Below are 16,801 nucleotides of genomic sequence, written 5' to 3'. Positions count from 1 at the left end.
TTAAGTTTTGATATAAATGCAAGCTTTATTTATTATTTTATTGAGTTAATTCTTCTGCATTAGCTGATGAGTATTGTGTTTTAATTTTTGCTCTTGGAGCTAGGTTGCTACCTATATTATTAACAGAAACATCAGAAGATCTAGATTGAGTTGTCATTACAGATTGTAACTCACTAACAGTTTTGTCATTTATAAACTCTTCAAGTTTTTCTTTATACACTGGAATGCATTTTGTTTTGATTTGATTAACAACTTCAGAGTTTGTCATTGATAATCCTCCAGAGATTAAGATGTTTGTTAAATCTTTTAAATCATTTAATCCACCACTACTATGACTTATAAATTCAATTGCTAAATCATTATTGCTTGTAGTTTTGAAAGAAACTCCTTGCTCGATGTCCATCATAAGTATGTTAGATGTGAAATCATAATATTTAATTCTATTAATTGCTATCTTGCTAGCTTCTTTTAGAGCTTTATTATTTATTCCAGCTTTTATACAAAGTTTTATGAAATTATAAGCTTTTAAAGAACCTTTATAGTCATTTTTATGAGATCTTTTACCTTTAAAATAAGTTTTATCATTTTTAATATGTGCTAATGACTCAGAAAATATATTGTCATTCAAGTCTATTAAGCTTTCTGTCATTCTTAATGTGTTAACAGTTTTAAAAGAAATGTTAAACTTATCAATTAATTGGTCTAGCTCTTTATCAGATCTTTCTTTTGATATAAATGAGCAAATTTTATTAGAGATTCTAATAGAAGTTTTAGATATCTCTTTAGGATGTGGTCCAGATTTTTTTTGGAAATATCCTCTTATATCATAATTCATAACAGCTCACCTGTCTTTCCCTTATTCTATGTTTATTATACCATAAAATAAGAGCAAAAACAAACTTATTTGGCTGTTTTTTTACAATATATTAACTATTTGAAGGACACAAAGAATTAGCTGGTTTTTTTAACTTCAGACAAGGAGAAACTACATATGTTAAGTTTATAGACATTGAGTTATTTGTTGATCTGCAACATCGTTTTGAATCTTCTTTAACTTTTTTAAATTCTTTTGAGTTTTTGCACATTCCACCTCTCCTGAAAATATCTAATAAGTCTTTTTTAGAACAAGGATCTTCACTTAATTTTTTTAATGCTAGTTTTGCTAAATCAATACCTTTTTGATCTTCAAATCTAACACCTGCATTTGTAGCAGATCTTAGAGACCAAAGTATCATATCATCAGTGTTTATTTGTGATGTTTTTCTGTCAGCGAGTTTAGAATGCTTTTTCTTTGTATTTAAAACTTCTTCATTAATAAAATTGAAAGTAAGATTGTGTATTAGGTTTTTATTTGCTCCACCGACAGATATCATATCTATAAATTTAGGGAAAAGATCATAGGTAATTATAGGGCTTTTAAATATTGATTGTAATAATAATGAGTATGTTAAGGAGTTGGTTGTTTCTGGATTTGATGATGATGGGGTGATTGCTTTAAAAGATATCTGCTCTTGTTTTAATTTTTCTCGATATTCAAACTTTTCATCACAATCAGATAGTGTTTTTAACAGTTTATAGGCTTTTATTTTAGCTTGTAGCCAATTTCCTTTTCTTTTAATAATCGCTTTTGCAGTGTCCAGCATGAATTTCACTCCTTTTTTCCCATTACAAAACAAAATGTTACTCCTGTAAAGTTTAAAATGCAAGTTTTTTTTATAGTTGCATTATTTTCTATAATATTATATATTTATTCGCATGAAATCAGAGATTAAAAATTTAATAGTAGAAGTAGAAAAGTCTATAGATGTATTTAGGAGGCATCTTTGACTTTGACAATGCTATTAAAAGAGTTAAAGAGCTAGAAGAAGAGTCTCTGAATCCAAATTTTTGGAATGATAATGATAATGCTCAAAAGGTTATGAGCGAAAAGAGTTATTTAGAGAGCTCTATTCAAGATATTCAAGAAATAGATAAATCTCTAAGAGATAGTATAGAGCTGATTGAGCTAGGAGAACTAGAGCAAGAAGATGATATAGTGTTAGAAGCCGAGCAATCTTTAAATAGTTTGAAAGAATATTGTGATAAAAAACAATTGGAAACATTGCTATCTGGAGAAGCGGATAAAAACGATTGTTATTTAGAAATAAATGCAGGAGCAGGGGGGACTGAATCTTGTGATTGGGCTAATATGTTATTGCGAATGTATTTAATGTGGGCTAGTTCAAAAGGTTATAAAACAGAAATTATTGAAGAGACTAAAGGTGAAGAAGTAGGTATAAAGTCTATAACTGTTGCTATACATGGGATTAACTCTTATGGGTGGTTAAAATCTGAGAGTGGAGTTCATAGATTAGTTAGGATTTCTCCATTTGATTCAAATGCAAAAAGACATACATCATTTGCTAGTGTATTTGTTTCTCCTGTAATTGATGATAATATTAATATTGAGATAAGTGAAAGTGATTTAAGAATAGATACTTTTAAAGCAAGTGGTAAGGGAGGTCAGCATGTTAATACAACCGATAGTGCTGTAAGAATAACTCATTTACCTACAAATACTGTAGCTGCATCTCAACAGCAAAGATCGCAACATAAGAATAAAGATCAGGCAATGAAAATGCTTAAATCAAAATTATATGAATTAGAACTACAAAAAAGAACTGCTGAAAAAGCTCAGGCTGAAGGTAGCAAAACAGATATTGGCTGGGGGCATCAAATAAGAAGTTATGTTTTACAACCATATCAAATGATAAAGGATTTAAGAACTGGAGTTGAAATTGGTAATGCTAAATCTGTTTTAGATGGTAATATTGATGCCTTCCTAGAGGCAAGTTTAAGTAATAAGATTTAAATAAATAGGTTTGTCATGCTGAATTTATTTCAGCATCCATTTCCAGAAGTTAATTTAGGAGTTAGACCTTGAGACAAGTTCATTTTGACAGGTGTTGTATTTTTATTCTCTATAAATAGTTTAATAAGCAAAGGACAGTCATAGAGAATACTCCACCTATAACATCGTCAAACATTACATAAAAAGCTCCTTGCTTTTTATCAAAGTATGAAATCGGCCAAGGCTTTAAAACATCATAAAATCTAAATAATGCAAAAGCTGTTAATGTCATAAACCAAAATGGTAAAGAAAATTGTAAGAAGAAAAATGGTATCATAGCTAACCACATTCCAACTACTTCATCTGCAACGATTGAACTTGCATCATGCTCTCCAAGAGCCTCAAACTTTTTTGCTCCTAAATAACCGATATAAAACACAAGAGTAGTTGCTATTAGTAAAAAATATATATTTGTATATAAAATCATAGCTATACCAAAAGGTAGAGCAAATACCGTTCCCCAAGTTCCACTTGCAGGCTTCAAAAGCCCAGACCCAAACCATGTTGCTATTAATATTTTAAAATCTTTTAAAGATAATTCTTTTGGTAGTTTTCTAATCATATTATACTGTTTACAATGTTTTTTATAAAAAATCAATATTAATATAAAAACTTTATTTAAATTTTTAATTTCAATAATTTTGCCATAGATATAAATGTTAAAATTAATATTAAAGGAGCAATTATAGAGTACATAAACTGTAAACCAAATTCATCAATTAAGAATTTTAAAGAAATCATAACTACTCCGTTGAATAATTGACTAATCATGGAAGAAACAGATAAGACTGTTGCTCTTTCATCAGATTTAATTCTATGATTTATCATTGATTTCATGACAATTGATAGCCCCGCTTGAGATGCTGTAGCAAATCCTACAACTATTAACATCGCATAAGTTGCATAAATGCTTTTTATACTTGGTAAGGCAAAAGCGGTTATAAGTCCTGTAAATAATATTAAAAATGCTGATATTGTGTACCATTTTGTTTTTAGGAATTTAAATAACTTGTGAGCTCCGTGAGATAAGATAGCTCTAAATAGTTGGTTCATTCCCATAAATATACCAAATAGATAAACAGGGACTGCATTGTTCTGCATTAAAGGTTGTTGAGTCCAAAATAAAACTAATGTTCCAGCTCCAAATAGGGAAGGGAATAACATTAACCATTTTATTTCATGATGAGTTGAAGCATATTTTGCAATATCAATAATGTCTTGCCATTTACTTTTGCCTTCTTTAACAACTCTTTTTACATCTTCTAGTTCTGGTAAAAACAGAGTCATAGCTAGACCCACAGCAATTAAAACTACTTCTATTAAGATTATATCAGTACCCATTATTTTATATAAAAACCCACCTATAAATGTAGCCGCTGCGGTTCCGTAAAGCATATAAGCACTAACTTTTCCTTGCTCTTTTATTGCATCTTTTTCTTTGTTTTGTTTCTTTAAAACATCATACAAATAGGCCTCATTAGTGCCAGAGGCAAAAGCCATAGAAAAAGCAAAGAAAACCTCTCCCAAAAGAACTAGGTAGAATCCGTATGCGAAATATAGAACTATTGTTCCTATTAAATAACACATAAAACTAAAAATAATAACTTTTCTTCTAGAGAATAAATCTCCTATATAACCAGTAGGTATTTCCAAAAAGAAATTGAATACACTAAAAAGTCCTTGAATTAAAAAGAATTGCCCAGTTGTTAAGCCTTTATCTTGATAAAATAAAATGATAATTGGTAATATTACCATAAACCATCTTAGCATAGCACTCCATCTTAGTAATATAGGAGCTTTTTCTAATGATACAGTTTTAATAAAATTCATGTTTTCTACTTTCCTTAATTTTTCCTATCTTTTACAATACTTATTGATTAAAAGCAAACTTTTTTAATTTATATCTTGAGTTTTTAATATATTTTTTTTATTATTCGATTTATGGAAGAAATTTTATATGTAATTATATTTGGTTTAATCGTTGGAATTGCTACATCAGTTCCTGTTGGAGCTATGTCTCTGTATTGTATAAAAAACACAATGAATCACTCTATGAAGCTTGGGATAGTTTCAGGAGCAGCCGCATCGTTAGCGGATATGATGTATAGTATTATTGCTGTTTTTTCTATAGGGTGGATGCAGTCTTTTTTAATGCAATATAGAATACCTATAAGAATGATTGGCGGGCTTTTGATTATTGGATTAGGAATAAAAATATTTCAAACTATACCTATTCCTTCAAAACAAGTTGAAGATACAGAGAGCTATTCTAAATGTGCAATGTATAGCTTTTTTATGACAATTACTAATCCTATGACATTTATGGCATTTACATTTATATTCTCTACATTTGGTCTTTCTTCTCACTTGACAAATACTATGTCTCCATATCTACTTGTTTTGAGTATATATTTAGGTTCTATTTTATGGTGGATTACTCTATCTTTAACAATAAAACATATAAAGCACAGAATATCTAAGGAGTTTTTAGTTCATATTAATAAGGGCTCTGCAATTATATTGTTTATTCTAGGAGCTGTATCTATAATTTCTGCAACTATATGGTGGCTATTTTAAAAGGAGTTAAAAATGGAAGAAAAAGGTAAAATATTAATATTATCTGCTCCATCAGGGACTGGCAAAACAACAATTGCAAAAAGGATTATGTCAATGGATCCTGATTTTGTTAACTCAATTTCTTTTACAACAAGAGAACCAAGAGATGGAGAAAAAGACGGAATTGATTATTTCTTTCGTTCAAAAGAAGACTTTAAAAAAATGATAGAAAATAAAGAATTTTTAGAGTGTGCAGAAGTATTTGGGCATTATTATGGAAGTACTAATAATTTTGTAGAGAGAAAAGTTGAAGAAAATAAAATAGTTTTATTTGATATAGACTGGCAGGGAGCTCAAATTATTAGGAAAAGAGCTAGAGTAGATGTATTTAGTGTATTTATTATGCCTCCTACAATGGGAGAGCTAAGAAATAGGTTAGAGTCTAGAGGCAAAGATAGTCAAGAAGAAATAGAAAAGAGATTATCTAAAGCAGAAAGTGAAATAGCTCATAAAGATGAATATGATGCTGTGGTTATAAATCATGATGTTGATGTTGCCGTAGCTGAAATTATTTCTCTAGCAAAAAATAGATTTTAAGTTCATTTTATGTGATTATTCGAGCCCCAGCTTTTATCTGGGGTTTTCGCTCATGTACTTTTATGTACACTTCGCTCAAAAATAATTCACCTAAAATAAGCTTAAAATCTATTTTTTATTGTTTACAGTCATTCTGATGAGCGAAGCGAAGAAGAATCGCACTGTTTTAAATCAGTGCCAAACTTTTTATTTGTCGCCATTCTGAACGGACACACTTGTGTGGTAGTGAAGAATCTCATTGTGTTACTGGATATAAATTAACATTCCACAAGCATGAAAAGATTCTTCACTGTGTTCAGAATGACAATATAATAATATATCATGATGAAAAGATTTTTCGACTCCTTGCAGTCGCTCAAAATGACATTACCATTTTTCCAAGCCGGTCATTCTGATGAGCGAAGCGAAGAAGAATCTTCTTGTGCCACTGAGTGTTAGTTAAGATTTCTCAAGCATGAAAAGATTCTTCGTTACACTCAGAATGATGATAATCTGGGGGGGAAGTATTAACAATAATTTGATAAGCTAAATTCTAGCAGGGTATCTTTTACCAAGAGTATCAAACTCTTTTAGAGTTTTTAACACACTCTCTAATTCTCCCATCGGAATCATATTGGGTCCATCACTAATAACTTGTTCTCCCATAGGATCTTCGTGAGTTTCAACAAATACACCCGCGATACCAATTGATAAAGCACATCTTGCAAGGATTGGAGCAAATTCACTGTTCCCTCCTGAAGTAGCACCTTTGCCTCCTGGTTGTTGACATGAATGAGTAGCATCAAATATAACAGGAGTTCCTTCTTTAGCCATTACAGGAATCCCTTTAAAATCATTAACTAGATTATTATAGCCAAAAGATGTTCCTCTTTCACATGCCATAACTCTATCATTACCATATGCTTTAATTTTATTAATAACATTTTCCATCTCTTGAGGAGATAAAAATTGACCTTTTTTAACATTAATAGCAAGCCCAGTATCTGCTGCAGCTTTTAATAAATCTGATTGTCTGCATAAAAATGCAGGTACTTGTAATACATCAACAACATCTTTAAGAGCTTCACAATGTTCTGGTAGATGAATATCTGTAACAATAGGAATATTGTTAAATTGCTTTTTTATTTCTCTAAAGATTTTTACACCTTCTTCTAATCCAACACCTCTTTTAGAGTTAACACTTGTTCTATTCGCTTTATCAAAGCTTGATTTAAAGATAAAAGGAATGCCTAATCTATCAGTCATTTCTTTTAAAGTTTTAACACTTTCAAGAGCATGTTCCATGCTTTCCATAGCACATGGTCCCGCAAGTAAAACAAATGGTTTATCATTGCTTACTTCTATATTTTGTATTTTAAATGTATTCATTTTAACCTCTTTAGATTATTATTAAGTTGATAAGCTAATATTTATATGTTTTTTTTAATAAAGTCAACTTGAAAATCTATAAATCAACCCCTATATTTTTTATATAAATAGGCAATGAAAGGAAAAAACATGGAAAAAATGCATTTTCAAACAGAAGTATCAAAGTTACTAAATATAGTTACACATTCGCTTTACTCTAAAAGAGAAATCTTTTTAAGAGAACTTATATCTAACTCTTCAGATGCTTGTGATAAGCTTAGATATGAAGCTATGCAGAATAAAGAATTAGTAAAAGAAGATAACATTTATTCAATAAGAGTATCTTTTGATAAGGATAAAAAAACAATTACTGTAAAAGACAACGGTATTGGAATGAATAAAGAAGACTTGATAAATAATTTGGGAACAATAGCTAAATCTGGAACAGAGAAGTTTATTAAGACTCTGGATAATGCAAATGCGGATATAGATTTAATCGGTCAATTTGGAGTAGGTTTTTACTCTTCTTTTATGATTGCAGATAAAGTTGAAGTCATAACTAAAAAAATTAAAGATAAGAGTGGTTTTAAGTGGGTTTCTGATGGGCAAGGAGAGTTTTCAATATCAGATATGAAATCAGCAGAGCAGGGGACTCAAGTTACTTTGCATTTAAAAGAAGATGCTGAAGAGTTCTTAGATGAGAATAAAATAAAAGAAATAGTAAAAAAATATTCAGATCATGTATGTTATCCTGTAGAGCTATGTATGCCTGATTTGGAACCTCAAACAATTAACTCTTCAAGTGCTTTATGGATGATGAATAAATCAGATATTACAGAACAAGAGTATAAAGATTTTTATTATACAGTTTCACATTCTTTTGATACTCCAATGATGAATATGCATTGGAAAGCGGAGGGTGTTATTTCATATAATGCTTTGCTATATGTTCCTTCAATGAAACCATATGACTTATTCGATCCAGCTAGAAATAATCATGTGAAGCTATATGTTAAAAAAGTTTTCATAACTGAAAATGTTGACGGTTTGATACCTGCTTATTTAAGGTTTATGGCAGGGGTTGTTGATAGTGCAGACTTACCTCTTAATGTTTCTCGAGAAATGTTGCAACATAATCCAGTGTTGTCTAAAATAAGACAAGGTATCACAAAAAAAGTTCTTTCTGAATTGAAGAAAACCGCAGAGAAAAAACCAGAAGAATTTAAATTGTTCTGGATGAATTTTGGCTCTGTTATAAAGGAGGGCTTATATGAAGATCCTAAAAACAGAGATGAAATATTTAAAGTGGCTAGGTTTAAAACTACAAAAAGCAACGGTAAGCTAGTATCTTTAGACGAATATATAGATAAAATGAAAGAAAAACAACAATCTATATTCTATATAACAGGCTTTGATAATGCAGAAAGCTTAATTAACAACCCTCATTTAGAAGGTTTTAAGGATAAAGATGTTGAGGTATTATTGTTAACCGATTCAATAGATAGTTTTTGGGTTCCTAATGTTTTGCAATATAAGGGCAATAGATTTGTTTCCGTAACAAAGGCATCGGATGAGCTAAGCAACATAGATTCAGATATTGATAAGTCTAAAGATGAGAAAATAAATAAAAGCTTAGAAAAGTTAATGGGAGTAATGAAACAAATTTTACAAGATGAGGTCAAAGATATTAAAATATCTTCAAGACTTACAAAATCTCCAGTTTGTTTAGTGTCCGATACTCAAGATGTTGATATGCATATGGAGCAATTACTTAAAAGCCATGCAAATCTATCTGATAATGTGAAAAGAATATTAGAAATTAACCCTAAGCATTCATTAATAAAGAAAATGAAAAAGATATCAAATAAAGAGAATGCTTTTGATAATCTGGAAGATTTAACTTTGTTATTGTTTGACCAAGCTAAAATTATAGAAGGAGAGAGTGTAAAGGACACTACAGCCTTCATTAAGAGAATGACAGATGCAATTGAAAAAGGCTTAATTGTTAATTAAATAAAAAAGAAGGGATTTAAAATTAAATCCCTTCTTTTATTTTAAGAACCATTTGTTGGTGTCTTTATACTTATTGTGTTCTCAACTTGTTTAGGTTTTACAGTTTCAGGTTGTTTTACTGTTGATCCTGGAGGGTTTCCAGAAGAACCTATTTTGCTAGTTGTCAATCCTTTGCTTATTTCACTAGCTTTAACTCTATTATCAATTTTTGTTTCAGAATTTTCTTCATTTTTTGTTTCAGAAACGGTTTCTGGAGCATTGCCTTCAGGATTTTCCTCTTCTTCCATTTCTGGCTCTTCATCTGTTTCTGAAGTCTGTTCTTTTTCCATTTTTTTCAATTCCTCTTGATGAGCTTTTTCTGCAGCTTCTAGTTCTTTTTCTGCAATCGCAATTTCTTTTTCATTGCCATTTTTTTTAGCTTCTTCTAATGCTTTTTGTGCATTAGCTAGCCTTAGTTGAGATTTTTTTAGAGGAGTTTTCTCTTCTTTTTGTTCTGCAGAACAATTACCTCCTCTACCACCAAGCATGCCTTTCATAGATTTTCGAGCTCCTTTTATAGCTTTGCCAGTCATATTTTTTAACTTTTTAAAACCACTCGATATAATTTTCCCTATACTTGCAAGTATAGCTCCTATTTTGCCACCTGAAGTAGCAGTATTACTCGTTCCACTCATTGTTTTTCCTCCTCTGTTTTTTAACTATGAAACTCTAAACCAAGATTCCTGTATCTTTCAGGGTTGTCTTGCCACTTTTTTCTAACCTTAACAAATAGTTTCAAGTGAACATCTTTGCTAATTAGGTTTGAAATATCTTGTCTTGATTTTATACCAATATGCTTTATCTTTTTACCACCTTCACCAAGTAGTATTGCTTTATGGCTATTTGTTTGAACAAATATAATCTGGTGTATCTTTACAGATCCATTTTTCATTTCTTCCCATTTCTCTGTTTCTACAGTAAGTTTGTAAGGGATTTCATCATGAACCGATTCTAGTATCTTTTCTCTTGTTATCTCAGATGTAAGGAATCTTAATGGCATATCTGATAAGTGATCATCAGGATATAACCAAGTTCCTTTTGGCATTTTTTCAGCTAATAAATTTAGTAAATCATCTGTACCACTACCTGTTTTTGCAGAAATCATAAATACATCAGAAAATACACCATATGCTGATAGATTTTGAGCTAGCCCTAATAATATTTTTGGATCAATTTTATCAACTTTATTCAAAACCAAAATAGCTTGTTTATCACATTTTTTTAGATTCTCAACGATAGCAATAACATCATCATTAATTCCTGACGAAGCATCTACTAAAAATAAGATGCAATCTGCATTGTCAGCTCCTTGCCATGCTGCAGAAACCATAGCTTTATCTAATCTTTTTTTAGGAGCAAAAATACCAGGGGTATCAATAAATATTAACTGAGTTTTATTATGTATTGTAATTCCTGTAATTTTACTTCTAGTTGTTTGAACCTTTTGGCTTACAATAGATATCTTAGAACCAACATATCTATTTAATAGTGTTGATTTACCCGCATTAGGGCTACCGATCAAAGCTACAAAACCACATCTTTTTGGCATAATAATTTCTTCCTTTTCTTTTTTATATAGAATTCATTATCTATCTAATTACTGTAAAAGTCAATATTATTTATATATAACTTCTGCTTTATTTTTAAGCTCTTTAACTATCTCTAGCATTTTTTCTTTGTATAGAGATTGTCTTATTGTTGACTTAGACTCCTCAAATGTTGGAGCTTTTTCCATTCTGCTTTCTTTAACATGAAAAACATTCCATCCAAATGGAGATTTTACAGGAGCTACAGAAAACTCTCCTTCTTTTATAGACTTTATTTCTTTCGCAATGTTATCAATTAAATCGCTAGACTTTATATATCCTAGAGATCCCTTTGTTTCTTTAACATTTGATGTTTGAGATTTCTTAATTGCTAATTCTGAAAAATCTGCACCAGATTCTAGCTCTTTTATAATATTTTTAGCATCTTCTTCTGTTTTGCTAAGTATGTTAAATACTAAGTATTCTTTTTCAGGAGAGAACTCTTTAACTGCTTCATCATAAACTTCTTTGATTTGTTTTTCTGTAATTGCTTTTTCTACTTCTTGTCTTAAGAACTCTTCTTGAATTAATCTTTCTCTTTCAATTTTAAGAATCTCTTTGAACGATTCGTTTTTTTCAATTCCTGATTTTAGAGCCTCTTGTTTAAGAGCTTCAGCTGAAACTAACTGATTTATTATGGCATTAGTAACCTTTTCTTTACCACCAAGAGATTTTATATTATCCTCAGGGATTGTCTTGTAAACAGCTTCAACAGAATATTCATAGATGTTTTCTCCATTAACTGTCGCTATTACTTTGCCTTTATTTGTTGCCGCATTTGCACTAGCAGATATTAATATAGCTAATGTTGTAATTAATAACTTTTTCATGGTTTCCCTCTTTCTTTATAATGGAGAAAGATTAGCATTTTATAGTTTAAAAGTAAACTTATTTTTAAAATAACTTCTGTAGTAAAAGGTTTAAACAGTCTCTGCCTTTTTTTGTTGCAAAAAGGTAACCTTTATTTATTTTTAAAAAATCATTTAAATTTTTATCAGCAATCATTTTTTTTATATCGATGCTAGTTTTCGCTTGAAAATCTTTCAAACAAATACCTTTGTTCAATCGCAATCCCATAATTAAATATTCATAAGCTTTCTCTTTATCATTTATTGTTTCTATATCTGGGGAGTTCTTTTTCAGCCAATTTTTAATGTTAGGTTCATTTATAAAAGCTTTCTTTTTTCCATTTATAGTTAATCTGCCACTAGCTCCAGCTCCTATGCCAATATAATCATCATAGTGCCAATATAGTAAATTGTGTCGAGATTCTTCGCTTGTTTTAGAATAATTTGAAATCTCATATTGATTTATTCCTTGTTTTGATAAAATGCATTTTGCGGTTTCTTGAAAGAGTAGGGATGTATCTTCATCTATTTCCTTTTCTCCATTTTTATATAGAGCAGTTCCTTCATATATTGTTAGTTGATACATAGATATGTGCCCATTATGATATTTTAGAGCTGTTTTTAAATCCTTTTTCCAATCTGCAAGAGTTTGACCCTTCCAGCCATATATTAAATCAAAAGAGCTTCGGTTAAATACTTTTTTAGCAACTTTTAAAGCTTTTTTGGTTTGTTTTACACTATGAGTTCTTCCTAAAGCTTTTAAGCCTTTTTGAGAGAAAGATTGAGCTCCTATAGAGATTCTATTTATTCCAGCGGTTTTAAATGCTTTAAATTTCTTTATCTCTGCCGTAAGAGGATTTGCCTCTATAGTTATTTCTGCATTGTCTAATAAAGAGAAATGTTCTTTTATATAATCAATTATCTTTTTCACCATTTGCGGAGACATTAAAGAGGGGGTTCCTCCTCCGAAATAAATTGTAGATATTTGTCTGTCGCCGACGAGACTTTTGTAATAGTCTAAATCTCTGAAGAATGCATCTAAAACTTTGTCTTGATCGATGTTTTTGTTTGCAATAGAGTTAAAATCACAATAAGAACATTTTGATAAACAAAAAGGGTAGTGGATATAAATCCCTGTTTTTATATTTATATTTTTTTTTGATAAGCTCATTCCGTTAACCTTTTATTAATTGTTCTATATATTATTTTATTTAAATAAGTATATTAAAATTAATTATTTTTTAATAAACTAAAGAAATAATAATGAATTGATTTGGTGATGATTATATATTAATAAGCATAAAAAAACAACCTTGAATTAACGAGGTTGTTTTTTTGCTTTAGCTTCAAACTTTAAGAGTCTTTTTTAGGAGGCTCAATATTCATATTACCGTCCTGATTCAACCCAGTTGAGGAAGTAGAAGCGTTTTCTTTAGCTCTAATACCATAAGGGTCGCCACCAGATCTATGATCTTCAAGCCTTTGTTTAGCTTCTTTTTTCTCTTGATCTGACATGTCAACATACTCACCTTTATTTGCATCGTATTTCCCTTCTTCCATATCGGCTAACATATTTCCTTTTTCGGATCCATGTTTTACAATAGTATCTTTAATTCTGTCATCTCTTGCAATATTCTTTTTCTTATTAGTTTGTTCATCATCTAATGATTTTTGTCTTGATGCATCAATACTTTTTTCTATGAACTTACCAGCACTTCCAGCGCCTTGTTCTACAGCATCTTCAGCACCGCTCAATGAATATCCGGCTCCGCCACCCATCCAACTTATGACTTTACCTGGTACATCATCTATAAGTTTGAAGCAGTTTGTAGCTATAGTGTATATTGTAGTTACATATATACTTATATATGCTAGACCTTTAAAATATGAGGCAAAAGATAGTATTGACCCTCCCCAAACACTATTCATGCTTCTAACACCCCAAGCAAAGTTATATAAGTCATTAAATATATATGTTGCAACAGATAGTAGTAGCATTGATCCTATCATGCCAAATACCATTAAAACAGGCCTTAAGAATATTTCAAGAATCATCATGTATTTACCTCTGTCTGGTCCAAGTATCATGCTACCTTTTTTTACAGTTATATGTCCTAATAAAAGTAAAGGAGTTCCAATTACTGCTTGGAAGACAGCAGCGAACCATCCTATACCTCCCATTATAAACTTTATAAAAGGAACCAAAGGTAAATAATAGGCTAGAGTTATACCAAAACTAAATATCATACCTTGAAATATGTTTAAAGGTATAGCCAATTGCTTTATGATTTCCCCTTTATAGCTAGGTATTTTAGATGCTAATACTGAGCCAATACCAGCTCCATATGGTATTGCTCCACCAATTTTAGCAAGAAGGTTACCTATAGATTTATATGTTTCAGCTTTCATGGTAGTTAAAATTTTAGTATAGGTTGCTGTATTTATTAATAAATGCCCAAGGTTAACTAAGTCTGCGAAGGGATTAGCGCCATTTATATTTGTAATACTAGCTCCTGCTAAACCAGTAGCAGTATTCATTATGTCAGCTAACATGGCAACATTTGATCCCATGCTGGAGCTTTCATCTGTTGAGCTTATTCCTGTTGTTTTTTTCTCTATATTGCCAATAATAAGATCTTTTTTTGTTAATATATAGTCAAGATAAGGTATGAATCCAGTCATCTTATCAGATGAATATGTATCTATTTTTATAGAACGACTACCTGTAAAAGATGAGATAGGGGAAGAGTAAGCATAGCTTGCACTTGTTGCTTTTATACCTAATCCGTTTATTTGAGATAATAGAGAATAAAAAGCCCCAGCTGCTATCCATCCTTTTTGCATCTGATTAGCTATATCGGTTTCTGCAGGTTTTTTGTTTTCTTTGGCATTACCAAATAGATGAGAATTTAAATCTCTAAAAGATTCGTTGGCTATTTTAAAGTATGGAGCCATATTTTCACTAAAGCGTTTTCCATATTCTTCTGACTGAAGAGATATAGTATTATCTTTAATAAGATCTAAAGAGTCTTCAAAGTTTTTATAATTAAGAGGTTCAATTCCTTTTGGTATAAAATTTTTACCACTTTTATCTGAGTATAAAGATGCAAGGACAAAATCATAAGCATAACTTGATAAACTGTTTGGTGTAGGGGGAGTTATTTTTGCTGCTTTTATGGCTTTTTTATACTTTTCATTTTTAAAATTTTTCTCAGAAATTAATTTTACAGATTTGTTTACAACATAAGCATCAATACCTCCTTTAGGGACACTAGGTATTTGAAATTGTGATGTCGCAGCTTCTTCAGAAGTGTCAGATATAAATCCAAAAACATTTTCTTTGTTTAAAGCTGCTAAAAATCCTTTTTTTACATTAGCTTGCATTTTTGCTTCCGTACAAGTTATTAAGTTGTTTAAGTCATGAGGATTCTCTGATATGCAATCTCTAGTTGCATCTTTTTCTTCAAATTCTTGTTGGAAAAATGCAGGTCCATAAGAACCACAAGCTCCAGCCATTGTAATAGCATTGCTACCTGAACCAAGATTAAAGTCATAAGATAAAGAATCTGCTTTTGAAGCTTTTGTAATCTTAATCGAAGTTGGGTTTTCTAGTCCTCCATACATTTGTTCTAACATTAATTCTTTTGACCCAATGTTGTCTGCCTTCTTTATTATATCTTTAAGTTCTGTAATTCTGAAATCATTAGGATCCGAAAAATCATCTTCACATTCTTCTTTTCTAGCTTCTTTTGTATAATCATTCCAATCTCCTTTATACCAATAAGATGATATTTTCCCATTATTATAAGGAACTATTTCACAGTCGCCGCCAATTTTACCATTTAAGGATTGTATTTCTTTTGATAATTCACTTTTTTCTTTTTTTATCTCATTTGTTTTATGAGGAGGTATACCATCTTTATTGTCAGTAATTTGAAGTTTATTACCTATAGCAGTTCCCCAATAACAAACAAATGAATCAAACATATTTTTTGATAAACTATCTAAATCAAAGCTTTCAGGAGATATTAAATCATTACCTTCTTCGCCACCTAAGTTTTTTAGAAAAGCTAACCATGTATTTGTTGCAAAAATTGACCCCGCTTTAGAAATTGATATAATAAGATTTTGACCTATATTTAAACCAGAGCCATTAGGTAGAGGTACTAATAAACACATAGCTATTAGTATTCTAGGATATGCCCATACTTCATCGCCTTGCCCCATGAATTTACCTGTTGATGCTGTGTCAACAATATTGTCAACAAATAAATAAGAAACCATTATAGAGCCTAATATTAAACAAGTAGAACTATAATATGTAAGCATAGATTGAAATCCTAAGGCAATACCTGGTTTGGCAGCAGTTCCTCCCTCACCAAACACAGCAGGTTTATATTCTCCAGCTAAATTAAACATCCAGTTTAACCATGTTGTTCCATGTTCATGTTTAGCAACCTCTTCAGTTAATGTAAATAAAGAGCTAACATCCTCCCCTGTGTTTTCTTGAGCCATTGCTAATGCTGCATTAGCAGTTCCTGTAGCTAAAGAAAACAGTAAGATAAGTAGTGTTGATAAAACAAAAATAACTAAGGCAATTGAAGATAACCATAAGCAAATTTGTGGTATTGATTTCTTACTCCTCCAGTTAATATTTTTTGCTGAAACAAAAATCATTTCTCCAAAATCAGAAAATGTTAATAATTGGTTTGTGTTAAATAAATCATCTTCCTCGTCTAATAAACCCGCATGAGAGAAAATCCCTGCTATTAATCTAACAAAAGAGTCTATAGATATTTTTATAGGTAAAAAGCTTCGGTTAAACTCTGGCATAAATATTTTTTTAGATATTTTCTTTTTAGTAAATCTTGTCTTTTTCTTACTTGATAGCATTTGTAATTATTCTCCTGAAAATATTATTTTTT

14 protein-coding genes are annotated in these 16,801 nt (G+C 30.5%); 4 read left to right on the top strand and 10 right to left on the bottom strand.

Annotated elements, in window-relative coordinates; genetic code table 11:
• Positions 1 to 37: 37 nt before the first annotated feature.
• Both OIF36_02410 and OIF36_02405 read right to left on the bottom strand, forming a co-directional pair.
• Entirely contained in the window at positions 38 to 835 is a 798-nt protein-coding gene (locus tag OIF36_02410) for a hypothetical protein (GenBank protein ID MCV6599318.1), read from the bottom strand.
• 91 nt (positions 836 to 926) lie between these two features.
• Positions 927 to 1,643 (bottom strand): hypothetical protein, encoded by a 717-nt coding sequence (locus OIF36_02405; protein ID MCV6599317.1) that lies wholly within the window; start codon positions 1,641 to 1,643, stop codon positions 927 to 929.
• 112 nt (positions 1,644 to 1,755) lie between these two features.
• Between OIF36_02405 and prfB the strand changes: the two genes are divergently transcribed.
• A protein-coding gene (gene prfB, locus OIF36_02400; GenBank protein MCV6599316.1) for a peptide chain release factor 2 occupies positions 1,756 to 2,851 on the top strand; the annotation gives its coding sequence in 2 pieces (ribosomal slippage) (positions 1,756 to 1,824 and positions 1,826 to 2,851; 1,095 coding nt in all).
• Positions 2,852 to 2,960: 109 nt separating this feature from the next.
• On the opposite strand, the gene OIF36_02395 is transcribed toward prfB, so the two are convergent.
• Together OIF36_02395 and OIF36_02390 are read right to left on the bottom strand one after the other, a co-directional pair.
• Positions 2,961 to 3,452, bottom strand: a complete 492-nt coding sequence (locus tag OIF36_02395) for a phosphatidylglycerophosphatase A (GenBank protein MCV6599315.1) — start codon at positions 3,450 to 3,452, stop codon at positions 2,961 to 2,963.
• Between the two features lie 56 nt (positions 3,453 to 3,508).
• On the bottom strand, positions 3,509 to 4,720 hold the full coding sequence (locus tag OIF36_02390) for an MFS transporter (protein ID MCV6599314.1): 1,212 nt from the start codon (positions 4,718 to 4,720) through the stop codon (positions 3,509 to 3,511).
• Between the two features lie 111 nt (positions 4,721 to 4,831).
• Here OIF36_02390 and OIF36_02385 point away from each other — a divergent pair, with 111 nt between their 5' ends.
• Complete coding sequence (locus OIF36_02385) at positions 4,832 to 5,467, top strand: LysE family translocator (GenBank protein ID MCV6599313.1); 636 nt, start codon at positions 4,832 to 4,834, stop codon at positions 5,465 to 5,467.
• Between the two features lie 12 nt (positions 5,468 to 5,479).
• A complete protein-coding gene (gmk, locus tag OIF36_02380) occupies positions 5,480 to 6,043 on the top strand; it encodes a guanylate kinase (GenBank protein MCV6599312.1) in 564 nt (187 codons plus the stop codon).
• 525 nt (positions 6,044 to 6,568) lie between these two features.
• Here gmk and kdsA read toward each other — a convergent pair.
• Positions 6,569 to 7,411: a 3-deoxy-8-phosphooctulonate synthase gene (kdsA, locus tag OIF36_02375; GenBank protein MCV6599311.1), complete on the bottom strand. Its 843-nt coding sequence runs from the start codon at positions 7,409 to 7,411 to the stop codon at positions 6,569 to 6,571.
• Positions 7,412 to 7,540: 129 nt separating this feature from the next.
• Here kdsA and htpG point away from each other — a divergent pair, with 129 nt between their 5' ends.
• Positions 7,541 to 9,403: a molecular chaperone HtpG gene (gene htpG, locus OIF36_02370; protein ID MCV6599310.1), complete on the top strand. Its 1,863-nt coding sequence runs from the start codon at positions 7,541 to 7,543 to the stop codon at positions 9,401 to 9,403.
• A gap of 41 nt (positions 9,404 to 9,444) precedes the next feature.
• Here htpG and OIF36_02365 read toward each other — a convergent pair whose 3' ends face one another.
• The 5 genes from OIF36_02365 to OIF36_02345 form a co-directional block, all read right to left on the bottom strand.
• Positions 9,445 to 10,077 carry a hypothetical protein gene (locus OIF36_02365; GenBank protein MCV6599309.1) on the bottom strand — a complete coding sequence of 211 codons (633 nt, stop codon included), beginning with the start codon at positions 10,075 to 10,077 and terminating at the stop codon, positions 9,445 to 9,447.
• A gap of 20 nt (positions 10,078 to 10,097) precedes the next feature.
• Entirely contained in the window at positions 10,098 to 10,991 is an 894-nt protein-coding gene (era, locus tag OIF36_02360) for a GTPase Era (protein ID MCV6599308.1), read from the bottom strand.
• Between the two features lie 66 nt (positions 10,992 to 11,057).
• Entirely contained in the window at positions 11,058 to 11,858 is an 801-nt protein-coding gene (locus OIF36_02355; GenBank protein ID MCV6599307.1) for a peptidylprolyl isomerase, read from the bottom strand.
• Positions 11,859 to 11,922: 64 nt separating this feature from the next.
• Complete coding sequence (gene hemW, locus OIF36_02350; protein MCV6599306.1) at positions 11,923 to 13,047, bottom strand: radical SAM family heme chaperone HemW; 1,125 nt, start codon at positions 13,045 to 13,047, stop codon at positions 11,923 to 11,925.
• Positions 13,048 to 13,229: 182 nt separating this feature from the next.
• Positions 13,230 to 16,769 carry a DotA/TraY family protein gene (locus OIF36_02345; GenBank protein MCV6599305.1) on the bottom strand — a complete coding sequence of 1,180 codons (3,540 nt, stop codon included), beginning with the start codon at positions 16,767 to 16,769 and terminating at the stop codon, positions 13,230 to 13,232.
• Positions 16,770 to 16,801 lie beyond the last annotated feature (32 nt).

This window comes from Alphaproteobacteria bacterium, from assembly GCA_025800285.1.
GTDB lineage: Bacteria > Pseudomonadota > Alphaproteobacteria > JAOXRX01 > JAOXRX01 > JAOXRX01.
Note: the sequence above shows the minus strand (reverse complement) of the source record. Positions and strands in the feature narration are given on the sequence as shown.